The sequence below is a fragment of the Rhodopirellula europaea 6C genome (assembly GCF_000338295.1).
In the GTDB taxonomy this organism is placed as follows: domain Bacteria; phylum Planctomycetota; class Planctomycetia; order Pirellulales; family Pirellulaceae; genus Rhodopirellula; species Rhodopirellula europaea.
Genome location: NZ_ANMO01000216.1, coordinates 303,404 through 325,937 on the forward strand (window position 1 = coordinate 303,404; position 22,534 = coordinate 325,937).

Consider the following 22,534-nt stretch of genomic DNA (forward strand, 5'->3'; position numbering starts at 1 on the left):
GAAACAGGACCTTTTGTTGATTTGGTGGTCTCAAATTTGGTGGCCGGTCAGCGGGAATCGCGACGCAGGATACCAAATGGGCCTGAATCAGGCAGTTTGAGCTGCGTTCTTGATCAGGGTGTTCAGACGGCTCTTGGTGCGAGCGGCAGCGTTCTTGTGGATCAAGTTGTTTGCTGCGGCACGGTCCAACTTCTTTTGGGCAGCCTTGAACTCGTTCTTGGCGGTTTCCAGATCGTTGTTTTCGACAGCTTCACGAACACGGCGAATCGTCGATCGCATGTTGCTACGAGTGGCACGATTGAGCAAACGACGTTTTTCGTTTTGACGCAGACGTTTCGAGGCGCTTGAAGTGTTTGGCATTTCGCTCGGAGTGTCCGGCGGACACGCATTGGTAGGGAACGGATCAAATTGGTCAAAATTTGGAATCGAGGAGTATGACGTCCATTCAGCCGACTGTCCAGGTCAACGGAGAAGTTCCATAATCTTGTTTTCCAACCGTATTTATCGCGAAAAAGCTCCATCTCCTTGAATTCTGAACTTGCTCTTTCTGAAACAACGCCGGGATTCGTCGCATTGGTGGGGGCAGGACCCGGCCACCCCGGACTGCTGACCCTCCGCGGACGCGAATGCCTGCAGGACTGCGACGTCGTCCTTTACGATGGACTGAGCAATGTCGAAATGCTGATCCACGCTCCGCAGGCGGTTCATCAATGCGTCGGCAAGCACGGTCAATCTCGTATTTGGAAGCAGGATGAAATCGTCGCCGAGATGATCCGGCATGCCAAAGACGGCAAACGTGTCGTGCGGCTGAAAGGCGGCGACCCGGCCGTTTTCGCCAGGACCAGCGAAGAGGTCAACGCGTTGAAGGCGGAGCGGATTCCGTTTGAGATCGTTCCGGGGATCACCGCGGCATTGGCGGCGGGATCGTACGCGGGCATTCCGATCACTCATCGCGGAATCGCTTCGGCGGTGGCTTTGGTGACCGGGCATGAGGAACCGGGCAAGGCAAAGTCGGATTTAGATTGGCCTGCATTGGCGAGATTCCCCGGCACGTTGGTGATCTACATGGGAGTCACGACGGCGAAGCAATGGACCGACGCGTTGATTGGCAGCGGCAAAGATCCGAAGACACCCTGTGCGATTCTGCGGCGGTGCAGTTTGCCGGACCAGCAAAAGATTCAGTGCCGGTTGGACGAGGTCGCCGGTCACCTGACTCCCGCCAGCAAGTTTCGTCCGCCAGTGATCACGATTGTCGGCGAGGTCACTGGATTGGCCGAGTCGATGGATTGGTTCAGTCGTCGACCGCTCTCGGGAAAGAACGTCTTGGTCACACGTCCGAAGGACCAAGCGGACCAGTTGGCAAAGCCGCTGGAAGAATTGGGGGCCAATGTGATCGTGCAACCGGCGATCGAGATTTCCGGACCGGATGATTGGGCGGTAGTGGACGCCGCGATTGATCAGATCGAGACCTTTGATTCGTTGGTCTTCACGAGTCGCAATGGAGTGAAGAGTTTTCTGGATCGATTGCTCGAAGTTGGTCGTGACATGCGTTGCTTGGGCGGACTGAAGATCGCGGTTGTTGGTGACGCGACGGCGAACGTCTTGGCGACTTATCATCTGCGAGCGGATTGGATTCCCGAAACGTTTGATGCGGACGCATTGCTGACGACTTTGCAAAATGCCGAACCATCATTGAAGTCGACCTTGGTTGTGCGAACGCAGCGTGGTCGCGATGTCGTTTCGGATGGTTTGCGTGATTCAGGCACCCAAGTGCGTGAGGTGGTCGCGTATGAAAACCGGGACGTGCCCGAGATGGATCCGGCGACGCGTGCCAAACTCGACGAGCAACCATTGGACTGGATCACGTTGACCAGTCCCGCGACGGCGAGGAACGTTCACCGTTGGCTGGGTGATTCGATAGGCGAGACCAAAGTCGCGGTGATCAGTCCACTGACCGCCCAAACCGTTCGCGAATTGGGATGGCGTGTCCACGCGGTTGCTGAGTCTGCCACAATGCAATCTTTGACCCAAGCGATTCTTGACGCGGAGACAACATGATTCCGAAACGTTACCGCCAGATGCATGCTGATCATCCGGAGTACATGCGTGCTTACGAGGACTTGGGGAAGGCCGCTCGAGAGTCGGGGCCGTTGAACGACCGCGAGGTGGCGCTGGTCAAGCTGGCGATTTCACTGGGAGCCGGGTTGGAAGGTGCAGCACATTCTCATTGTCGCAAAGCACTCGAGGCGGGCTGCACGCCGGATGACCTGCGGCACGTGGCAATGCTGTCCGCACCAACGATCGGTTTTCCCACAATGATGCGAGCGAAGTCGTGGGTGGAAGACGTGATCGCCCCCAAACCTGAGTGATCGCTGGTGGCGGCACGTTTCTCACACGCAGGACAAACCACTTTTGCAAACTGCACCACTTAGCCGATGGCCGTTAGGCCCGGTTGCGTCCTGGAACCGGTGCTAACGCACGGCGGCCAATGTTACTCGGTTCCCTAGAGAGTGACCCAGCCTGGCCTGGTCGGGCGACTGCCGCGTTGGCGGTGGGTGGCTTGGAGCGATGGCATCCAAAGCAGGTGCTGAGCGATCGTGATCAGTGACTTCGGATCGATCGGTTTGAAGAGGCAATGTGTGGGAGCGATCTCGCCTTCGGTTTTCTTTTCGAGTCCCGCCCATTTGGAATCAGCCAAAAGCACAACGGGCAGATTTTGAAACGGCGAGAATTGGCGGATCTGCTGGATGATCGTCAGCACGCTCATGGGATCGTCGGCTACGTCCCAGATCAGCAGGTCGATTGCGAACTTGGTGGCCGACGGATGCGAATTTTCAGAATGGCCCGGAAGCGGATGGCCGTCGTCGACCCGAATCTGAAGCTTTGGCAACGCGGAGGCCTCGTCGGTCTGTTCCAGTTCAAAGGCTTTTAAAACGGCGTCGGTGCTGCGAGCACAAATGCAACGCATTCCCTCGTGATGCAAAACACCCGCGGTGGCCAAAAGGGAGAGCGGTTTTGGGTCCGCGACCACGACGGTGGACGTTGTCGACTTCTTCTCAGGAGTGGGCAAATTCTCTGGACTGATCGGATTTTCAGGCGTGTTTGAATTCTCAGAACTGCTCGGTGCGGCGTCGTTGGCAGGATTGGTTGTCATCAGACGGCCAGAAGTATCAATGAGAACGGTCTTTGACGAAACGAGTGCGTCCGCACGCATCTTGTTCGTTGGGCGATCGTACGCTGGACTTCCAAGTTCGTCGGTGCCGACGGCTTTTGACGGACTTGGTGTCCGACACGCGTGAAGGCGGTGGCGAGATGAGTTCGAAATACGCCATTGAAGGCCCCTTCTGCAAGCTCAGAAGCTGCCTTTCGGTGGGGAAGTTTGCTTTGCTAGGGTCGAATCATGATTGGTGAATACAAGATCAACCGAACCACCCGTCGCTGCAGCGTCGGCGATCGCCCTCTGGAGCCAGGCGAGGTCTATTACTCCGTCGTTTGCGAAGCCGATGAAGATTTCAAACGAATCGACATCGCCGGGGACGCTTGGAAGGGACCACCAGAAGACGCAATCGGTTGGTGGAAGAACCGCGTGCCGAAAGCGGAAGAAAAGAAACGCGAAGTTGCACCGCCCGAAGTTCTGATCGAGTTGCTGCGATCGATGGCGGACCAACCCGCAGCCGCGAAAAGTCGGTTCCTTCTCGCTTTGTTGTTGCTGCGCAAACGACATTTGAAAACGATCGAGCCCACCGCAACCGGTTCGCCGATGGGCGCTCCTGAACAAGATCCACGCGATGATGGCGACGTGGCTGCACCGCAACCAACGTCTCGCGAAACGATGATGCTGATGTCCAATTTGGACCAATCGACGATGGAAGTGGAAGTGGTGGCGATCGGCCCGTCCGAAGCTGGCAAGCTCCAAGATGAATTGATTGATTTGATTTACCGTGACGTCGACGAACTCCCTGAATGAGAATTGACGCCGATGCTTTCCACCTTCTCATTGCCAACGTTCTCGTTGCCCGCAGCGATTCGCATGATTGATCGACACGCCGCGTCGTTCGGTGTGATCGCGATGCTTGGCTTGCTGTTGCTGACGACCGGATGCGTTCGGGCGGTATCGAACACGCCCTTTCCGGCTCCGCCCGTGGTTCTGCATGAGTCACCTGACATTCACCAGCTTGCCGCGGCGGTCAATCGAACTGACGTGGTTCAGCAGCTATCGACCAACTCCGCCAAGTTGGATGTGTTGTCGATGCCTGCGGTTCCCAAACTCAACGCAACCGTCAATCTGCAGCGAGAGAAACGCTTTCGTTTGAAGGCCAGCGTTCCTGTCATCATGGGAGCCGGCATCGATTTGGGTAGCAACGACAACGAGTTCTGGTTCGAAGTCCCGGAGAACATGACTTCCAAAACGTTGTACTACGCCAATCATGAGCAATACGCGAAACAGCTCAACCGTTCGATTTTGCCCGTTGATCCGAGTTGGTTGATCGAGGCGATCGGCTTGGCTCGTTTGGACCCAAGTTCGGTGATCGGAGTTCCGGTGCTTCGCAGCGATGGATTGATCGAAGTGCGGACGTCCGTGCACACATCCTCGGGCATGTATCAACGCGTGATCTTCATCGAACCATCGGCGGGATACGTGACGAACCTGTTCTTGTATTCGCCGGATGGTCGCCAAGTCGCGAAAAGTGTTTCTTCGGATCATCGGTTTAACGAAGCCGCCAATGTCGTTTTGCCACACCGAGTCAAAATGGAACTGTTCCCCGCCGCCGGTCCACCGCTCGCGATGCAGTTGGAAGTCGCTTCTTACACCGTCAACCAATTGCTGTCCGGCGATCCCGAATTGTTCACGATGCCAACGACAAACCCGAACCAAGTGAACTTGGTCCAGATGTCAGGCATGGCTTCGCCGGGAGGATTCGGTAGCACCGCGACGGGTGCGATCGGATTCAGTTCCGCGTCGACGGGGCAAATCGTGCCCGCGTCGGAATCCTCTTGGACCCAATCGTCAGTGAATCAGTCAGCGGGGATTCAGGGATACGGTGTCGCTGGGCCGGCGGCCTATTCCGCCAATGCTCCCACCGGGCCTCCGCTCCGAGGACTTCGCTAGACATCGATCCCAATTGATAGCAATTGGGGGTGTCCGATGATGGATCATGCCGTGCAGCCAACGATTCTCGCAAAACGGCACGCCGCGAACGTTGGTTCGGGTGGTTGCGGTTTGGGCAATTGAGAACGTGGCGAATCGAAACGTGCGTTCAATGGCCCAGCATTCGCTCTTGTCGAGGATCGACCTGATTGTTGCCAAATGGGCATGCACACGGTCCAATGCAAGTTCCATCTTCGTAACCATGGTGTGGCCCAGAACAGGGACGAATGAACGACCGCGAAACCGAAATCAATGAAGAGCCCGTCGACGATGGGGCTGCTGCCTCGGATGCCGAGGCGTCGTCTGATTCTGCGGTTCCGTCCAAAGTGTTGCAGGATTTCAGCCAAGGATTTCGGCAAGCCAACCGAAAGGTCAAAACATTCCCGCAATCGCCGGGCGTGTATCTGATGAAAGATTCCGCCGGCGTGGTGATCTATGTCGGCAAGGCGAAGAACCTTCGTTCCCGCGCGAGCAGCTATTTTTTGAAGGCAGCCAGCGAGGACGCTCGCACGGCCGACTGGATTGGCGACATCGCCGACATTGACTTTGTGGAAACAGAAAGCGAAGTCGACGCGTTGTTGATGGAATCACGGTTGATCAAGGACATTCAGCCGCGGAACAACAAAGAGCTGAAAGACGACAAGTCGTTTCCGTATTTGATGATCACCACGCGAGAGGAATTTCCGCGGGTGGAAGTGACGCGAGAACCACCGTCCAAAGGTGTGAAGCTATACGGTCCGTTTACCAGTGCCGGTGCGCTTCGCGGAGCGATCCAGGTGATGCAGCGGATTTTCAAGTTTCGAACGTGCTCGCTCGACATCAGCGAGTCCGATGAACGTTGGCAGTGGTTCCGTCCGTGTTTGCTGGCGAGCATCAATCAATGCACCGCGCCCTGCAACTTTCGAATCAGCAAAGAAGATTACCGCCGCGACATCAAACGTCTGCAAACGTTTTTGGATGGTGGAAAAACGAAGTTGCTGCGAGAGATGCGGGGTGAAATGAAGACCGCTAGCAAGGCTTTGGATTTCGAGCGAGCCGCGGTTCTTCGTGACGAAATCAACATGATCGAGCGTCTGGAAGAACGCGGCGAGCTGGATACCCATGCTCAGCCCGAGGTCTTCTACATCGATCCGCAAAAGGGACTAGCGGGATTGAAGAAGGTGTTGGGATTGTCGGAAACGCCTCGCGTGATCGAAGGCGTTGACATCGCTCACTTGGGAGGGAACGAAACCGTTGCCAGCCTCGTCCAATTCATCGACGGGTTGCCGTTCAAACCTGGATACAGAAGATTTCGGATTCAGGAAGTCAAAGGCATCGATGACTTTCGTAGCATATACGAAGTTGTGTCGCGACGTTTTCGAGGGTTATCGGATCGACAGGAAGCGTTTCCGGACGTCCTGTTGATCGATGGCGGCAAAGGCCAGCTGAACGCGGCGATGGCGGCATTTCGGGATCAGGACATCCAGCCGCCAACCGTGATTAGCCTCGCGAAACGCGACGAAGAGATTTTTCGACCGGGAATTTCAGAGCCTCTGAAACTGAGTAAAAACGCGTTTGCGCTGCGTTTGCTGCAGTATGTTCGCGATGAATCGCACCGGTTTGCACAACACTATCACCACATTTTGCGTAGTAAATCCAGTCTCGAGCGGTGAACCTTTCCGAGTGCGAAGGGTCCGTATTGAGAGTAAAATGGAGTCGTTGACTCTGCTTCCAACCTTTTAGACCAAGGCTTTTTCCACCTCGTGTCAGATAAACACATCACCCTGCACGACGACGCTCCCGAGCGTAGCATTTTGGCTCGTTTGATCTTGCCCGACACCGTGGTCGAAGAAGATCCGTTGGAAGAATTGCATGGGTTGGCGACCACGTCAGGAACCGAAGTGGTCGATGAGTTGATTCAACGTCGCTCCACGCCCGATCACTCAACTTACTTGGGCAAAGGCAAAGTCGAAGAACTGCGTTTGATGGTGGAACGCCATGAAGCCGACGTGGTGATCTTTGACAACGATCTGAGCCCGGCGCAGATTCGCAACTTGGAAAAGAAAACCAATGCGAAGGTGATCGACCGAACCGAGTTGATTCTGGACATCTTTGCCGCGGGAGCACGAACGCACGAATCGCGTTTGGCCGTCGAGTTGGCTCAACTGGAATACTCACTGCCACGCCTCAAACGCATGTGGACTCACCTGTCGCGTCAGTCGATGGGCGTGGGGATGCGTGGTCCTGGTGAAAAGCAATTGGAAGTTGACCGCCGGTTGGCTCAAAAACGCATTCACGATTTGAAGACCGAGTTAAAGAGCGTTGAGTTGCGACGTGAACGACAAGTCGCGGCCCGCTCGGATTCGCCGACGGTGTCTTTGGTCGGTTACACCAACGCGGGTAAGAGCACGTTGATGAACGCGCTGACCGATGCAGGCGTGATGGCACAAGACAAACTGTTTGCAACGCTTGATACTCGAACCCGACGTTGGCATTTGCCTGAATGGGGACACGTGTTGCTGAGCGACACGGTCGGCTTCATTCGCGATCTTCCTCACTCGTTGGTCGCCAGTTTTAAATCGACGCTTGAAGAAACACGCCAAGCCGAGTTGTTGTTGCATGTTGCTGATGCGAGCAGCCCGCAGGTCTTTGAACAGATCAGCGCGGTGTATCAAGTGCTGGAGGAACTGGGCATCGAAGCGAAAGACACTTTGTTGGTGCTCAACAAGATTGATGCGATCACCAGCCCACGAGTTTTGAATCGAGTTTTGGATCGTTATCCCAATGCTATTCCCGTCAGTGCACGGTCGCGTTCGGGTTTGAAGCCTTTGGCTCAAGCGGTCGGCGAAGCTTTGTCTCGCGAGTTTTTGGATGTTGAGATCGGTGTGGCTCATCACGATGGCAAGTTGCTTTCGTTCCTTTCCGCCACCGGTAAGATCGAATCTCGCGAGTTTGGCAACGACCATGTCATCGTGCGAGTTCGCATGCCAGCCTCGGCGATGGGAACCGTGAACCGCAGCGCGTTGAGTGTCACGCCAACGACGCTTGAGATGTGGAAACAAACCGCTTCGGAAGAAGAACTCGAAGACTCCAGCGAGGATTCTGCAGAAGAATCCGTTGAACGTTCAAGCGACGTGGCTTAAGCATGCCGCTGCCGTTTCAGCAGGTTTGGGATCCTCAGGACGCCGTGACAATCGTCACCGGTGCGAGCAGCGGCATCGGGTTCGAACTGACGCGAATGTTAGTGGAGGAAGGGGCTCATGTTGTCGCGGTGGCTCGCCGCCGCGAACGATTGACTGAGCTTGCCGATTCGACATCGCGGCCCGAGCGGGTGCACTGCGTCGCAGGTGATGTGACGGAGGCTTCGACTCGCGAGGCCGCGTTGAACGCCGCGGATTCACTCGGCGATGGTGGATTGGATCTATTGGTCAACAACGCCGGCGTGGGTGCGATCGGTCCTTTCGCGGATGCTTCACCGGAACGCATGCGGCGGGTGATGGAAGTGAATTTCTTCGCTCCGGTCGATTGGACTCGGGATGCGTTGCCTCGCCTGCGATCGGTTGCTCACAATGGGCGGCGGCCGGTGATCTGCAACATCGGCAGTGTCTTGGGCCACCGAGCAGTTCCGGACAAGAGCGAGTACTGCGCCAGCAAGTTTGCACTGCATGGTTGGAACGATTCGTTGCGAGCCGAATTGGTGGGCGATGGGATCGGCGTGACGTTGGTCAGTCCCAGCACAACTCGCAGTGAGTTCTTTGATTCATTGGTTGAGACGGAACCAGATCAAAAATCCAACAGCATCGGAAGTTGGCCACCGAGGCGAGTTGCTCAAGCGACTTTGTTGGCGATCAAACGCGGCCGAGGCGAAGTGATCTTGAGTCTCGGTGGCAAAGCGTTGGTTTACGCTGACCGTGTCTCGCCACCGGTGATGAACGGTTTGCTGGCGAAGCGTGGACGCTGAGCGGGTTGCTCACGCTGATCGGGCTGATGATCTAATGAGCCGGTTTGGACATTCCCTCGGTTCCATCACAACAGGACCGGGGGCAATATCCAAACGGCTCACACAAAGAATTGAAAGTCGACGAAACCAACGGTTGGTGTTGGGAAGGACTTTGATCAGTCGCCGTAGTTGGGGTAGTAGCCGTCGTAGTAGGGAGCAACCGGATACGGAGTGCCTCGCCCGGATGGGTAAGGTGCGAACTGGTTGGTGCCGGCGGCAGGGTTTGGATTGCGACCGCGTCCACGTCCATGGTGATGTCCGTGTCCAGGGTTGGTTCCGGGATTGGGGCCTGGATCGTTTGCGTCGCCGGGACCGTTGGGGCCACCGGGATTTCGTTGACCAGGTTGCGGTCCGTTGTGTCCGGGACCGTATCCAAACGGATTGGGCTGAGGTCCGTACTGCGTCGGTGCCGCCCATCCGTAGCCGCCACCCAGTCCGATGTTCAGGCCACCATAGGGTTGGCCCCAATTGGGATAGGGAGTGCTGTAAGGGCGGTAGGGAAATCGCCATTCGCCATACGGTCGCACCGGGTCACCCCACTCTTCGACTCGGTGGTAGTTGTCGGCCGATTGACCGTACGCGATCGTGCTGCGGAAGTGGGTGTAGCCACTGGTTCGAAGCGGTTGAGTGATCGCAGTTGTGGGTGCGTCAATCGGTGCGAACTGAGTGACGCGTTGTCCGGATGCGACGTCGTGCGTGTAGGTGCTCGGCATCGTCAACCAATCTGCTGACGCAGAAGGCGATTCGCATGCGAGTGTGATCGCGGTGAGACACAGAACGGCTGGGACGAGCGATTTCATAAACGCCAACGTAGTTCGCGTTTGGCATTTAGGTCGGCAATTCAAAACGAATTGGCCGGCGGATTGTCTTTCCAAGGTCCCCTGATCGGTTCAATCGATACAACCCGCAGCGATCGCCATCTGCGGGCTATGGTTGAAGGTTGAATCGGGGATGCCGACTGCGAATCAGTTCGCTTTCATAGGCTCGTCGGACCGTCAATTTCTTCGCTGGCGAATCCTTCGGGAACGCGTGCAATTCCAAGGTCACGGGGTTGGAAGCATCATCGCCCAGGATACTTGCCAGTCCAGCGTTGTGGCTGCCTCGTAAGTGATCACCGATACGGTCTCGCAATCGAATTGCCTCACCGATGTAGAGGTAGCCGGTTGAATCGCGAAAGAGATAGACGCCTGGGGTGTTGGGGAGTGATTCCAAATCCAGCTCTTTCATCGGGTGCGTGGTCACGGTTCGGTCCCAGTCGGCAACTCGAAGGACGAGTTCGGGGCGAAGGCGTCTGGATTTGCGAAGCCGCAGGACGGCTCGGCGAACGGTTTCGGGGGAGATTCCTTTGGACAAACGCTCGGCTTCTTCCTGCAATTCGTTTCTCATCCTGGGATCGCACAGAACATCGTCAATCATCGCGTCGTGACGATCCAATACGGTGCGAATCGCGATCTCGGCGGTTGGGATGGCGGTGTTGATCGACTCGGTGGATTCGGATGAGCGCCGAGTGGTGGGGACGTTCAGGTCACCTCGTTTGCGAAGTTGCAGCAATGCACGCAAGGCGGCCCGCTGTCGATCGAATTGGGATTCGTCGTTTGGGGCGATGTCCAGTTCTTGAAGGAATGCTTCACGAAGCTCGTCCTGCAGAATCAGCTCGTCGCTGCTGAAACCTTGGTGAGATTTGCGGTGAGCTTCGCGAATTTTGCCTGCGGTGAAGTCGGTCGAATTGACGACAGGCGAAGAAGAAACGGCGTTTTCGCCTGCTTCCTGAGCGACCGAGTCCTGGCAGAGGCAGATTGCCAATATGGTCGAGCAGAACGCGGCGATGAACAGAAGTCGTTGGCATCGCACGGGCGTGCAGTGGATGCAGGAACGGTCGGGAGAGGCTTGAGAGAAGGCTGGCATGTCAAAGGATTCCAGTCGGGCAAGTTGTTCACGTTGTGTCGATTCTACCAATGATTCCTGGTGCAACATGCTGCGACCGCGATGGGCGGTTATTCAGGCGGTTTGATTGCCATCACCGGGGTGAGCCGGACGATAGGAACGAAGAAATCAAACACCGGTTTGCGGCATGAGGCCGCTGCCCCACTTTTTGCTTCTGAGTCACGACCGCGGATCTGCGGCCTTTCCTGACTTAGATTGAAGTCAATCGGAAACGGAGTTCGCCACCCATGACAAGAATCAATACCAACGTTTCGTCGCTCGTTGCACAAAACCGCTTGCAGGCAAGCAACGAAGACTTGCAAACGGCATTGACTCGATTGAGCACGGGTTTGCGGATTAATAGCGGGGCGGATGACCCAGCCGGTTTGATTGCGAGTGAAGCGTTGCGAAGCGAAGTGACCAGCCTTGGTCGAGCGATCAGCAACACGCGGCGGGCCAGCCAAATCATTAGCACCGCCGACAGTGCTCTTGGTCAGGTCAGCAACCTGCTCAATGACGTCCGCGGTTTGGTCGTCGAAGCGGCCAACAATGGGGCGTTGTCCAAAGAAGAGATCGCTGCAAACCAGTTGCAGATCGACTCATCGCTCGAAGCGATCAACCGAATTGCCCAGACCACGACTTTCCAAGGTCGCAAGTTGCTGGACGGATCGTTGGACTTCGTATCCACGGCGGGCAGTGTGGACTCGATTCGTGACGTCAACATTGATCAAGCGAACTTGGGTATCACGGGGCAGATCGACGTTGAAGTCGTCGTTCAGTCCGAGGCCACTCAAGCAACTGTGACGACGGGCGGATTCAGCCCAGCGGCACAGGCTTCCGCCAGCTTTGGTAGCTCGACGACGGCGGACATCAACGGTGAATCAATTGATATCGTTGGGCCGGAAGGGTTCACCAGCGTTGCTTTCGTGGATGATCCAAATAATTCGAACACGGGTGCAGTATCGTACGACGACACAACTGGCGTGCTGACCGTCACGGGGAACTTCACTGGTGATTCAGCGAACCCTGGTGAAGCGGACGCGGATGCAAGTGCGGTTGCCATCCAAAACCTGATCAGCGCGGAAGATGGATTTTCGGCTTCCGGAACAGCGGTCACTGGTACTCCTGCGGCATTGCCCACCGATGTCACCGCTGATGTCGCGTTCCAAATCGATGCGATCGCAGAAGGCTCGGAATTCAACAACGTTCAGATCGAGTTTGTCGACTTGAACGATGCGACGGCCGATGATGCCGCGACAGCTTCATTCGACGAAGAGCAGAAAATTCTGACCGTGACTTTCAACTCGCAGGCCGCGACGCCAACCAATCGAGATTACGCCGCCATCGCGACGGCCATCGATGCCGTTCAAGACGACGAAGGCACCAACCTATTCACGAGCACCAACAACTCCGGCTCGAACGCGTTTGTCGCTCCTGAATCACCACTGACAACCGCGAACACCGGTGGAGAAGTGTTGCTGGACGATTTGGTGTTCCAGTTGAATGGTGCCTCCGGTGCCGAAACGTTCAACTTTGCTGGCGGTACAGGACAAGACCAAATCGCGGCCGCAATCAACTTGGTTAGCGATAGCACTGGAATCTCCGCGAGCACTGCAACAGGTCAATTGCAGTTCACGTCCACCGCTTACGGTTCCGAAGCATTGATCAACATTGATGTGATCAATGAAGGAACTTCGGGGACCTTCGAATCATCTCTTGCCGAAACACGGGCAACCGGACAAGACATCGTTGCGACAGTCAATGGTGTGGAAGCCAACGGTCGTGCCAACACGTTGTCGATCAACACGTCATCGTTGGATTTGGAAGTCACCGTCGACGATGGAAGTTCCGCGAACTTCTCATTCTCGATCACTGGTGGCGGGGCGTTGTTCCAGTTGGGGCCAGACGTCACCAGCAACCAGCAAGCCCGTTTGGGCATCGGCAGTTTGAGCACCGGTCAACTCGGTGGTGCCAACGGTCGTCTGTATGAACTGGGTAGTGGCCAAGCAAAAAGCTTGACGAATGATGTCAACGGTGCCGCATCGGTGATCGACGAAGTGATCGACAAAGTCACCAGCCTTCGTGGTCGACTCGGTGCATTCCAAGCGACGAGCTTGGAGAGCAACTTGGTCAGCTTGAACGAAACGCTCGCCAACCTGGAGGAAGCGGAGAGCTCGATCCGCGATGCTGACTTTGCACAAGAGTCGGCTAACCTGACACGGGCTCAGATCTTGGTTCAGTCGGGAACGAACGTTCTTTCGCTCGCAAACCAAAACCCGCAGAACGTGCTGTCGTTGCTCGGGTAATCTGACTTCTTGGTCCAGGCAAACATTTAAGAACGAACGCCACCGATTCCAAATCATGGGATCGGTGGCGTTCTTCGTTGGATGAAGCGGGCACAATCTTGAAGTGGCCGCGGTCTCGATCGGCTCGCGAGGCCGGTATTCCCGCGATGCAGGCGCGAAGCCGCGTGTGAACGGACTGGATCCGCTGTGTGCAATCAGTCGTTCTTGTTTAGAAGCTGAGCAATTGCGTCATAGAAGACCAATCGCTTGATTGCATCAGAGGGCTCGCTCAGATGTAAAACATCGGAGCGGCGACGTCTTGGCATTCTCGGATGACATCGCCAAGACGAACGCGAGCGAGACGCTTTCGAGATTCTTCGGACGCTTCGTTCCATCGTCGTTGAAGAGCACGCTGGGCATCGGACATGGGTTGATCACCACGATCGGTGGATTCCGTGCAACCAATCGCTTCGGCGATGTCGAGTAACGTGATCGAATCGGGGTCGACGGCCAAAACGTATCCGCCCTGGGAACCTCGCACCGCACGAACCCATCCGGTCGATTTCAACGTGCGAAGGATCTGCACCAGATACGGTCCGGGAATGTCATGGCGCGAAGTGATCTCGGACGTACGGACCGGTTGCCCGTCGTTGCTGTGCATGGCCAAATCCATCATCGCCAAGCAGGCGTAATGTACGGCAGCATTGATCACCATCGCAAATTTCTCCGAACTAGGTTCAACCGACCAAGGTCATTCCGAGGTGTGCAATCCGCATTCGGTCTTTTGGAATCCACTCCAGCGACCTGCTCTCTCGTCTTCACCAAGTTGGACAGGACGTGTGCAGGCTTGGCATCCGATGCTCGGATAGCCTTGGTCGTGCAGCGGGTTGTATGGGATGTTCTCTTTCGAGATCAGCGACCACACATCTTTCTTGGTCCAGTTCGCCAAGGGGCTGATTTTCACGAGCTGAAATTTTTTGTCCCAGCCAACGATTGGAGCCTTCGCCCGATCTTCGCTTTGGTCGCGACGGATGGCGCTCGCCCAAGCGTGCCAACCACTGGCCGCGCGATGCAGCACTCGCAGTTTGCGTTCAAAGCAGCAGCGATTGGGATCGGTCTTGTAGAGTGGTCCGCCGTGAAGCGTTTCGAATTCCTCGACCGTGGTCGACGGATATTTGTATTGGACTTCGATTCCGTAGCGTTCCTTGACCTTTTCGCGAAGATCGAGGGTTTCTTGAAATTGGTATCCGGTTTCCAAATTGAAAATTGGTGTCTCGGGAGCAATTTCGGAAAGCATGTGGATGATCGTCATGCCTTCGGGGCCGAAGGCGGTCGCCATGGTGAATTTCGGAGCAAACCGATCCACCGCCCATTTCAACACTTCTTGAGGAGTCGCTGATTCCAGCGAGTCGCTGTCTCGCTTCAGTTCGGCCAAGAATTCGTCTGTGGGAGCCAGCGGAGGATCTGCTGCCAGGGCGCCGCGTTTGGTTGGAATCCCCTGCGCATCGACGTCCGGGCCCGCAGCAGCCTCGTTGTGAGCGATCTCAGCCGGCGTGAGGACACGCAGCGACGGTTTGGATGCTGACTCAGCCGAGACAGGCGTGGATTCGGATTCAGAGGGGACATAAGTGGGGTTCACCACGGCTGTCTCGTTCAGGCGAATGGGCATTGCGACTCATCTCCAGCCGCAAAAAAGCGGTCTGAATGACTTTGGAAGTGTGAAACCTTACAAACATGATCTGAATGGTCAAGTATCCCCATCGGCCGCCGAAGCGGTCCGCTTGAGCCGATCAAACTGGATCGTCACGACTTTGACGTATAATTGGGAAAGTCGCTGCTTTTCGTCTGATGAGCCAAAGAACCGAGCCATGAACATTTTTCGCCACTTTCAACCGACACCTCGGTCATTTCTTCGCCGGCAAATGCGATTGATCGGCGGAGTGGCATTTGCGACGGGGGTGGCTTGTCTGCCGATTCGGGCAGCGACGGCGGACACTTTGTTGCTCAGCACCGGTGGGCAACTGACTGGCAAGGTTCGCGAAGTCGATTCGAAGAAGACGCCCTACGTCTTGGTGCAGATCGATCAGGACCTTTCCGTCGCGATCGCGAAAGCGAATTCGCGAATGATTGTTGGCGATGAAAAGCTTCAGGAATACCGACGCCGCGTCGTCGAAGCAGGCCAGGACGGGCAAGCTCACTACGAGCTGGCGACTTGGTGCAGGCAAAACAACCTGCTGCAGCAACGGCAGTATCACTTGCTGCGAACCATTGACTTGCTGCCCGATCATCCCAACGCCAGGGCCGCGCTGGGCTACACCCGCAAAGACGGGAAGTGGATTCTCACGGAAGTCTGGCGACGGAACCAAGGGTTGGTGAAAGATCGCAAGGGCCAATGGATTTTGCCGGAGGTCGTCGCTTGGCGAGAAAACGCGGACGTGAACGACAAAGTCGCGAAACGTTGGATCAAGACTATTAAACAGTTGCTGTCCAAAATCTTGCGAGGCGACGCGGAAGCGATGGCCGAGATGGCGGCGATCGATGATCCGTTGGCCTCGCAAGCAATCGCGAAAGAATTGGTTGATTCGCAAAAGCGTGGTTCGAATTGGCGGCCGGTCCGAATGGTTTGGCTCAATAAGTTGAAGGAGTTTCGAACTGGTGCCGCCGTGGAAGCAATCGTCAAAACGGGATTGTTGGATTCCGATGATGTGGTTCGGGAAGATGCTTTGGCTTGGTTGCAATCCAATGAGACCAGTTCGGCAATTGCGACCTACATGCCGTGGTTGAAAAGCAACAACCCGCAGCAAGTCAAAGCCGCAGCCCGTGCTCTCGCATACTTCCCCAATCCAGAAGCAGCGTTTGCCTACATCGACGCGTTGGTCACGATCGAGAAGAAAACGCAGCAGGTCGGTGGTGGTTCGAGAGCTGGTTTTGACAACGCCGGTGGTGGCGGGTTTTCGCAAGGAAGCAAGCAGGTTGTCATCAACACGCCGCATCGACATCCCGAAGTGTTGCAGTTGCTTCGCTCGATCGCGCCGGACGTCGACTTTGGTTACGACAAGTCAGCGTGGAAGAACTACTTTGCCGAACTGCGATCGCCGCCACGATACGATTTGCGACGCGACAGTTGACGCTTGTCAGGGATGGTGCCGGTAGCCGGTGGAGCCTCTTCGTCGGCATGAGCACAACCCATCGCAACAAGCGAAGGTCTCTCCGGACGGAACAAGGCGACGGGGCTCTACGGAAAGTGGCTGGCACTTTCCGTAGAGCCCCGTGACCAGGGATTCAGAACCGGACGCTCTCGCGTTGTTGCTGATGGGATTGGTCACGCTCCGCATCAGCCGCCGGGCGATTGCCCCGGTTCTGTCCAGTGTCGTTCGCCAATCAGGCGACGGGTTTGACTTCGTAACCCGGTCGGTATTCGCGACGAAGGAACGGGTTGGCTGCGTCGGCATTTTCGCCAACAAATCGTTCCGTCTTGGGATCGTGCGTCAGCATTGGGCCCGATTTCAGCTCGGACATGTCGACGCCATATCGCTTCAACGATTCGTGCATGTCATCTAGGACGGCTGACCAAGCGGGAAGTTCCGATGCGGAACGCACCTGTTCATCGCTGTAGTTGCCAGCACAACGCATTGCGACGTTGGCCAAATTGCACCAGCCAGTGCTGTAGTGGCCGTTTTCGATCGGTGCTGCCAATGACTCCGCTTTGCGACTCTTGACCGCTTCGACGAAGTTGCTGACGTGAGCAGGAACGGTGCTTACGTCGGCCTTGAAGCTTCGGATGGTTTTGCCGTCCAGGTCGACTGCTTTGCCGCTGCCGCGTTGACCGAGGTAGTAGCCGCCTTCGCAGACGACGACGTAACCGCTGCCTGGTCCGGTCATCGGCTTGCCACCGGGAACTTTCCAGCTGCCCTTTTCACCCGGCTTGATCGACATGTTGCTCAGTGCAATCACGGTCGGGAACATTTCGGTTTCGAACAATGCGAAGTGCACGTTTGGAGTCTCGCCTGCATCGCCCCAGCCCATTCGACCGCCAGCGGCGATCATCTTGGATGGCGTCGAAACTTTGTCTTGGTAGGCGACGTTGCGAATGTCATCCAGGATGTGGACACCCCAGTTGCCCATTTCTCCGCTGCCGGTGTTCCAATCCCAGTGCCAATCGTAGTGGAGGTTGTTTCGCATGATGGGTTGGTCCTGAGCAGGGCCAAGCCACAAGTCGTAATTCACTTCACTTGGGATCTCCAGTGGTTTGTCGCGTTTGCCGATTGGCCCGCGAACGCCGAGCCGATTGGCTTGGACATATTTGATCGCGCCGAGTCCTTTCTCATCGTGCAAGAACTTGCGAGCTTCCATTTGAATGGGATCGCTGCGCTGTTGGGTCCCCAGTTGGACGATCGCACCGGACTTCTTCGCAGCTTCGACAACTTGACGACCTTCCCACTGCGAGTGCGAGAGAGGCTTCTCGACGTAGACATCTTTGCCAGCGTCGATTGCCCACAGAGCAGCCAAGCAGTGCCAGTGGTTGCAAGTCGTGATGACAACAGCGTCCACATCATCCGAATCCAGTGCTTCTCTCAGATCGGTGTAAGCCTTTGCACCGTACTTTTTGGCCATCGACGCGGCGCGTTTTTCATCTGGATCAGCAACAGCGACTAGTTTGGCGCCGGAGACCGAGTCAACGGTTCGGGCCAATTCGCCACCGCGTCCGCCGGCGCCCAAAACGGCGATGCGGACTTCTTCGTTGGCCGCCGCACGGAGGGGGCTGCTTAGAGTGACGGTGCCAACACCAGCCGCTACACCAGCTAGAAATTGACGCCTTCCGAAATTTGAAGTCGAGACTTCACGCATGTTGTTGATCCTATGAAGTAAAGAGACGGGGAACCGTGAATGAGCGGCCTATCTAAGATACGAAGGCCCTTTAAGAAAAGCAAAGCACCCGTGAGGCTTTGTTAGCGGGAGATCGTCCGTCGCACGCCAAAAGACCTTAGTCATGGTCGAGGATTCCTGATCGAGGACTCCTCAAGCGAAACGCCTAGGTGGCCGTTTCGCCGAAGAGTCTTCGATGCTTTTTTTAAGACCGATTTTTATTCGTGACGCAGGGCTTCGATCGGATTCATCCGAGCAGCACGAATTGCGGGGTAAAGTCCGCTAACCAAACCAACCATGACGGCAATGATCACTGCCAATGGGATGGTTTCGTAGACAATCGCGGGTTGCGAATCACGAATAGCACTGGGCAACGCCTCGAACTGTTCAGGGAATCCAGTGGCAACCAATCCAATGAATAGTCGGTACATCGGTGGGCCGGCAAATCCCAGCAAAATGCCCAGGAACGCACCGGCGAAGCTGAGCACGATCGTTTCGACCAAGAATTGACGGACGATGTCGGCTCGTTTCGCACCGAGTGCGCGGCGAATCCCGATCTCGCGTGTTCGTTCGGTGACGCTGGCGAGCATGATATTCATGATTCCAATGCCGCCCACCAGAAGTGAGATGCAGGCGATCAGGATCCCAATGCCAAGGAACATCAATCGCAAATTACGGGCTTGTTCCAACAACTCCAGCGGGACCACGACGGCGACATCGCCGACTTCACCGTGCTTGGGAGCCAGGATGTTTTCGATGACAGCAGCGGTCGTGCGGACCTGCGAAACCTTTTCGACCTGCAGCGTGATTTGGTTCAGTTCCATCATCTCGATTTGGAACTGGCCACTGCGACGGGTCACAATCGTGTCGCCGATGCGTTTCTGCATCGTTTGAATGGGGATGTAAACGTCCTTCGAAAAGTCTTGCGAATCCAATGAGCCACCGATGGCCGCGGATGGATTGCGAGCTTCCAAGACGCCGACGACACGATAGAAATCCGTGTGTTCGGGAATGTAAATCCGTTTGCCGAGTGGTTCCTCATAAGGGAACAAACGCTCGACAACACCCGTTGAGATGACACAAACGTTTTCGTTGTTCAGTCCATCCGCGTCCGTCAAAAAGCGTCCGCCGCGTTCGCGAATTTTTAGTTGATTGACGGTGGCGTAGCCCGGTGTGCAACCGACCAAACGTCCGTCGCACAAATTGTCTCGGTAAGTGAACTGGCGGCGAATTTCACGGATCGGGACTGCCTTTTGAATCGTTGGCAGTGTCGCCAGAATTTGATCGAGCTCGGAACGCAACAGCCCGTATTTGGAGGCGGATCGCTCCGCGAGTTTCTCTTCGGGCGGTTTGACCGTTCGGACGATGATGGTCGTTGCACCGAGCGATTCAATTTGTTTCTGAACTTGATCGCTGGCGCCTTGGCTGATCGCGGTCAACACAATCACGGCCCAAACACCGATCAAAATCCCCAGCATCGTCAGCCCGGTTCGAAGCGGGTGAAGGGTCAGACTTTTGACGCCGAGCGAGAAGGTACGAAGCCACATCATGATTCGAGGCCCTGTTTTGCGAGGATTGCTCTGGCAGCATCTCGTTGTGCGTTGCGAGCTTGTTCTCGCTGTGCCTCGGGGACCAATTCATCGCTGTGCAGCATGCCGTCTTTAAGCCGCACGACTCGTTTGGCTCGGTCTGCAACATCATCTTCGTGCGTCACCAAGATAATCGTTCGACCTTCGCTGTTCAGGACATCGAACAATGTCAAGATTTCTTCGGTCGTGACCGAGTCGAGGTTACCGGTTGGTTCGTCAGCGAGAATGAAGAATGGATCATTGACCAGTGATCGAGCAATCGCAACACGTTGTTGCTGTCCACCGGAAAGTTGATTGGGGCGGTGATCAAGCCGGTCGCCCAACCCCACTCGGTCGGCGAGTTCGGCAACGCGTTTGTGTTGCTCAGGGCCGAGTTTGCCTTGGTAGTACAGCGGAACCTGAATGTTCTCGGTAACACTGAGCTGTTGGATCAGGTTGTACGATTGGAAGACAAAACCAATTCGGCGACTGCGGATGTCGGCGAGTTCATCATCGGACATGGTCCCGATGTCATCGTCGCCCAACATCAAGTGACCCGATGTGGGTTGGTCCAAACATCCCAGCAAATTGAGCAACGTACTTTTGCCGCTGCCCGATGGACCCATGATTGCGACAAAGTCGCCTTCAGGCACGTCAAATGAAACCCCACGAAGAGCACGTACGGTCTCGCTCTTCAGAACGTATTCTTTCGTTAAGTTTTTGATACTCGTCGCCAGACGCTTTCCTTTAACGCTGGACTCCGATTTGTTGTCTGCCACAGCGGTTCCACTAGAAGAAATGTCTGACATCTGCGGGTCATAGGCGTTGGGGACACTCATGACGCGGCCGGAATCGTGTCAGTGACCTTCGTGATCGCCTTCGCTGGCTCCACCTTGGCTTCATCAGCCTCACCAGCGGAGTCCGAAACATCCTCATCGGATGTCTCTGTCGCGGTTTGTTTATTAACACCCGGGCGACTTGCACCGCCGCCAGCAGCCCCACCATTGCCCTTGGGTGGGCCACCTTGAGGTCGACCCATGCCGGGTTTACGACCGCCGGGAGGTCCCACGCCGGGTGCGTCTTCCCCCGCGCCTTCCGCGGGTGCGGTTTCGCGAAGGTCGCGCATTTCACTGTTGTCCACCGCAACGATGTCCGGCAGATCCAGCAAATTCAAATGTTCTCGCAGGTTTAGAACGACTGTTTCGCCAGGTTCCAAACCCGAAACAATGTTCGCCATGGTGTCGTTGATTGCACCCGCTTTTACTTCACGAGTTTCGAAGCTTTGCGATCCCGTTTGCACGAGCGAGTACATTTCGCCACCGTGTTCATACAGCCCCTGAATCGGGACTTGGGTCGCATCGGGAAGTTGTTGGATGAACACTTCCACCGCCGCGGTCATGCCGGTTCGGATGATCTCGGGCGGATCGATGATTTCAATCGTAGTGGCATATTCCTTGACCGAAGAGCTGTACCAACTGCCTGGCTCGGCATAACGATTCACCTTGGTAACACGTCCCTTCAGTGTCACATCAGGCAACGCGTCCAAGCGGATTTTCGCGGGCATTCCCTTTCGAAGTAGCGTGATGCGAGACTCATTGACCTTGCATTTAACCTGCATCTTGGTGGGATCGGGGAGCTCGATGAGAGCCTGACGTTCTCGGACTTGTGCACCGGCTTCGACGACGAATTCGGCGTTCCCACCACGCGAACTGTATCGGTTGGCGTGCACAACGACGCCATCGGTCGGAGCATACATCACACACAATTCGATTTGCTGTTCCACTTCAGCAAGCTCTTGTTGTTCTTCAAGCAATTCCGATCGGGCGGCGGACAGCGTGGCCTCGGCCGCATCAATGTCACTATCGAATTGGACGAGCATTTTTCGTCGAGTCAGGTTCTGCAGCACCTTCAAGCGGGCTTGTGCCGATTCGAGTTGGTTTCGAGCGTTTGCGAGTGCGAATTTGTCGGCTTCCAGTTGCAGCGATTTGACCAATCCCTTCGCAACCAAGCGTTCAGTACTGCCGATGGCCAGCTGCGCCTTGCGAAGTTCCTGCTCAGCCACGGCGATCTCGCTCAGGATCGCCTTCTCGTCGGTCTTGTAGACGCCTTCGAGATACTCTTCGCGAGCGATTTTGGCTTGTTCGACCAGTGCCGATGCGGTGGCCACGTTCGCTTCGGCAGTCAGGAGCTTGATGCGGTTCTCTTTCAGCTCCACCTCTAGGTTCGACGAATCCAGTTCCACCAATTTGTCGCCCTTCCGGACTCGCGAGCCTTCGTCGATGACCCACAGGATCGAAGTGCCTGATCCGCCTCGAGATTCAATCTGGCAGATGATTTCAGTGTTGCTGCTGCTCTCGATCTCGCCCTGTTCGACCACCGTGTGATCGAAAGCTTTTTTGACGACTTCGGAAACGATCAAATCGTCTGCACTGATCGTGGATTGTTTGGCGATGTATTGCTGGTAGCCGAAGTAGCCTCCGACGCCGAGCAGGACCAAACAAATCAACAGTCCGACCAAGATCCCTCCCGTTCGCGGCTGATCCGCCGCGACAGGCAGGGTTTTCCTCGCCACAGCGGAATGGAGGGAATCGCCAATGATTGGGCGAGCCGTACGAAAGCGACGTCGCTCCGCTCCGGCTTGTTGCCGGTGCGGGCTGAATTTGGATGATCGCATGATTTTCAGGCGGGGCCGTGGGGAGAGAACGGAGGGCTAACATTTGAACCCCAAAAATCAGCGAAGGTTTCGCGTGGTTTTTGTGGGGAA

General features: G+C 55.9%; 19 protein-coding genes. 9 read left to right on the top strand and 10 right to left on the bottom strand.

From position 1 onward, the window contains the following. Positions 1-87 precede the first annotated feature (87 nt). Positions 88-360, bottom strand: coding sequence for a 30S ribosomal protein S20 (gene rpsT, locus RE6C_RS23425; RefSeq protein WP_008660630.1), 273 nt, complete (start codon positions 358-360; stop codon positions 88-90). A 165-nt stretch (positions 361-525) separates the two neighbouring features. Between rpsT and cobA the strand changes: the two genes are divergently transcribed. Both cobA and RE6C_RS23435 read left to right on the top strand, forming a co-directional pair. Beyond that, positions 526-2,058 (top strand): uroporphyrinogen-III C-methyltransferase, encoded by a 1,533-nt coding sequence (cobA, locus tag RE6C_RS23430; RefSeq protein ID WP_008660631.1) that lies wholly within the window; start codon positions 526-528, stop codon positions 2,056-2,058. Continuing rightward, positions 2,055-2,369, top strand: a complete 315-nt coding sequence (locus RE6C_RS23435; protein ID WP_008660632.1) for a carboxymuconolactone decarboxylase family protein — start codon at positions 2,055-2,057, stop codon at positions 2,367-2,369. The genes cobA and RE6C_RS23435 overlap by 4 nt, the downstream gene beginning before the upstream one ends. A gap of 134 nt (positions 2,370-2,503) precedes the next feature. On the opposite strand, the gene RE6C_RS23440 is transcribed toward RE6C_RS23435, so the two are convergent. After that, positions 2,504-3,214, bottom strand: coding sequence for a response regulator (locus RE6C_RS23440; RefSeq protein WP_008660633.1), 711 nt, complete (start codon positions 3,212-3,214; stop codon positions 2,504-2,506). A gap of 186 nt (positions 3,215-3,400) precedes the next feature. On the opposite strand from RE6C_RS23440, the gene RE6C_RS23450 reads away from it, so the two are divergent. The 5 genes from RE6C_RS23450 to RE6C_RS23470 all read left to right on the top strand — a co-directional run bounded on the left by RE6C_RS23450 (position 3,401) and on the right by RE6C_RS23470 (position 9,089). Continuing rightward, a complete protein-coding gene (locus RE6C_RS23450; protein ID WP_008660634.1) occupies positions 3,401-3,967 on the top strand; it encodes a hypothetical protein in 567 nt (188 codons plus the stop codon). Between the two features lie 12 nt (positions 3,968-3,979). Continuing rightward, positions 3,980-5,110 (top strand): hypothetical protein, encoded by a 1,131-nt coding sequence (locus tag RE6C_RS23455; RefSeq protein WP_008660635.1) that lies wholly within the window; start codon positions 3,980-3,982, stop codon positions 5,108-5,110. 266 nt (positions 5,111-5,376) lie between these two features. After that, positions 5,377-6,801: an excinuclease ABC subunit UvrC gene (locus tag RE6C_RS23460; RefSeq protein ID WP_008660636.1), complete on the top strand. Its 1,425-nt coding sequence runs from the start codon at positions 5,377-5,379 to the stop codon at positions 6,799-6,801. 90 nt (positions 6,802-6,891) lie between these two features. After that, on the top strand, positions 6,892-8,271 hold the full coding sequence (gene hflX, locus RE6C_RS23465; RefSeq protein ID WP_008660637.1) for a GTPase HflX: 1,380 nt from the start codon (positions 6,892-6,894) through the stop codon (positions 8,269-8,271). Positions 8,272-8,273: 2 nt separating this feature from the next. Further along, positions 8,274-9,089, top strand: a complete 816-nt coding sequence (locus tag RE6C_RS23470) for an SDR family NAD(P)-dependent oxidoreductase (protein WP_008660638.1) — start codon at positions 8,274-8,276, stop codon at positions 9,087-9,089. 155 nt (positions 9,090-9,244) lie between these two features. Here RE6C_RS23470 and RE6C_RS23475 read toward each other — a convergent pair whose 3' ends face one another. Next, entirely contained in the window at positions 9,245-9,928 is a 684-nt protein-coding gene (locus RE6C_RS23475; protein WP_039963197.1) for a hypothetical protein, read from the bottom strand. A 127-nt stretch (positions 9,929-10,055) separates the two neighbouring features. Next, positions 10,056-11,102, bottom strand: coding sequence for a GIY-YIG nuclease family protein (locus RE6C_RS23480; protein ID WP_008660641.1), 1,047 nt, complete (start codon positions 11,100-11,102; stop codon positions 10,056-10,058). A 197-nt stretch (positions 11,103-11,299) separates the two neighbouring features. Here RE6C_RS23480 and RE6C_RS23490 point away from each other — a divergent pair, with 197 nt between their 5' ends. Then, a complete protein-coding gene (locus RE6C_RS23490; RefSeq protein WP_008660642.1) occupies positions 11,300-13,357 on the top strand; it encodes a flagellin family protein in 2,058 nt (685 codons plus the stop codon). Positions 13,358-13,625: 268 nt separating this feature from the next. On the opposite strand, the gene RE6C_RS23495 is transcribed toward RE6C_RS23490, so the two are convergent. Together RE6C_RS23495 and RE6C_RS23500 are read right to left on the bottom strand one after the other, a co-directional pair. Continuing rightward, on the bottom strand, positions 13,626-14,051 hold the full coding sequence (locus RE6C_RS23495) for an Rrf2 family transcriptional regulator (RefSeq protein WP_008660643.1): 426 nt from the start codon (positions 14,049-14,051) through the stop codon (positions 13,626-13,628). Between the two features lie 36 nt (positions 14,052-14,087). Beyond that, a complete protein-coding gene (locus RE6C_RS23500; RefSeq protein ID WP_008660644.1) occupies positions 14,088-15,005 on the bottom strand; it encodes a phosphoadenylyl-sulfate reductase in 918 nt (305 codons plus the stop codon). Between the two features lie 328 nt (positions 15,006-15,333). Between RE6C_RS23500 and RE6C_RS23505 the strand changes: the two genes are divergently transcribed. Continuing rightward, positions 15,334-16,464 (top strand): HEAT repeat domain-containing protein, encoded by a 1,131-nt coding sequence (locus RE6C_RS23505; protein ID WP_039963199.1) that lies wholly within the window; start codon positions 15,334-15,336, stop codon positions 16,462-16,464. 253 nt (positions 16,465-16,717) lie between these two features. Here RE6C_RS23505 and RE6C_RS23510 read toward each other — a convergent pair whose 3' ends face one another. The 4 genes from RE6C_RS23510 to RE6C_RS23525 all read right to left on the bottom strand — a co-directional run bounded on the left by RE6C_RS23510 (position 16,718) and on the right by RE6C_RS23525 (position 22,444). After that, positions 16,718-18,184 (bottom strand): Gfo/Idh/MocA family protein, encoded by a 1,467-nt coding sequence (locus RE6C_RS23510; RefSeq protein WP_008660649.1) that lies wholly within the window; start codon positions 18,182-18,184, stop codon positions 16,718-16,720. 236 nt (positions 18,185-18,420) lie between these two features. Next, positions 18,421-19,752 carry an ABC transporter permease gene (locus RE6C_RS23515; protein ID WP_008660651.1) on the bottom strand — a complete coding sequence of 444 codons (1,332 nt, stop codon included), beginning with the start codon at positions 19,750-19,752 and terminating at the stop codon, positions 18,421-18,423. Beyond that, positions 19,749-20,609: an ABC transporter ATP-binding protein gene (locus RE6C_RS23520; RefSeq protein ID WP_039963145.1), complete on the bottom strand. Its 861-nt coding sequence runs from the start codon at positions 20,607-20,609 to the stop codon at positions 19,749-19,751. The genes RE6C_RS23515 and RE6C_RS23520 overlap by 4 nt, the downstream gene beginning before the upstream one ends. Continuing rightward, a complete protein-coding gene (locus RE6C_RS23525; RefSeq protein ID WP_008660653.1) occupies positions 20,606-22,444 on the bottom strand; it encodes an HlyD family secretion protein in 1,839 nt (612 codons plus the stop codon). The genes RE6C_RS23520 and RE6C_RS23525 overlap by 4 nt, the downstream gene beginning before the upstream one ends. Between the last annotated feature and the right edge of the window lie 90 nt (positions 22,445-22,534).

Excerpts from the sequence above, each read along its gene's own strand:
- rpsT (WP_008660630.1), bottom strand. The coding sequence starts at position 360 with ATGCCAAACACTTCAAGCGCCTCGAAACGTCTGCGTCAAAACGAAAAA.
- RE6C_RS23435 (WP_008660632.1), top strand. The coding sequence starts at position 2,055 with ATGATTCCGAAACGTTACCGCCAGATGCATGCTGATCATCCGGAGTAC.
- RE6C_RS23440 (WP_008660633.1), bottom strand. The coding sequence starts at position 3,214 with ATGCGTGCGGACGCACTCGTTTCGTCAAAGACCGTTCTCATTGATACT.
- RE6C_RS23450 (WP_008660634.1), top strand. The coding sequence starts at position 3,401 with ATGATTGGTGAATACAAGATCAACCGAACCACCCGTCGCTGCAGCGTC.
- RE6C_RS23455 (WP_008660635.1), top strand. The coding sequence starts at position 3,980 with ATGCTTTCCACCTTCTCATTGCCAACGTTCTCGTTGCCCGCAGCGATT.
- RE6C_RS23460 (WP_008660636.1), top strand. The coding sequence starts at position 5,377 with ATGAACGACCGCGAAACCGAAATCAATGAAGAGCCCGTCGACGATGGG.
- RE6C_RS23470 (WP_008660638.1), top strand. The coding sequence starts at position 8,274 with ATGCCGCTGCCGTTTCAGCAGGTTTGGGATCCTCAGGACGCCGTGACA.
- RE6C_RS23475 (WP_039963197.1), bottom strand. The coding sequence starts at position 9,928 with ATGAAATCGCTCGTCCCAGCCGTTCTGTGTCTCACCGCGATCACACTC.
- RE6C_RS23480 (WP_008660641.1), bottom strand. The coding sequence starts at position 11,102 with ATGTTGCACCAGGAATCATTGGTAGAATCGACACAACGTGAACAACTT.
- RE6C_RS23490 (WP_008660642.1), top strand. The coding sequence starts at position 11,300 with ATGACAAGAATCAATACCAACGTTTCGTCGCTCGTTGCACAAAACCGC.
- RE6C_RS23495 (WP_008660643.1), bottom strand. The coding sequence starts at position 14,051 with ATGGTGATCAATGCTGCCGTACATTACGCCTGCTTGGCGATGATGGAT.
- RE6C_RS23500 (WP_008660644.1), bottom strand. The coding sequence starts at position 15,005 with ATGCCCATTCGCCTGAACGAGACAGCCGTGGTGAACCCCACTTATGTC.
- RE6C_RS23510 (WP_008660649.1), bottom strand. The coding sequence starts at position 18,184 with ATGCGTGAAGTCTCGACTTCAAATTTCGGAAGGCGTCAATTTCTAGCT.
- RE6C_RS23515 (WP_008660651.1), bottom strand. The coding sequence starts at position 19,752 with ATGATGTGGCTTCGTACCTTCTCGCTCGGCGTCAAAAGTCTGACCCTT.
- RE6C_RS23520 (WP_039963145.1), bottom strand. The coding sequence starts at position 20,609 with ATGAGTGTCCCCAACGCCTATGACCCGCAGATGTCAGACATTTCTTCT.
- RE6C_RS23525 (WP_008660653.1), bottom strand. The coding sequence starts at position 22,444 with ATGCGATCATCCAAATTCAGCCCGCACCGGCAACAAGCCGGAGCGGAG.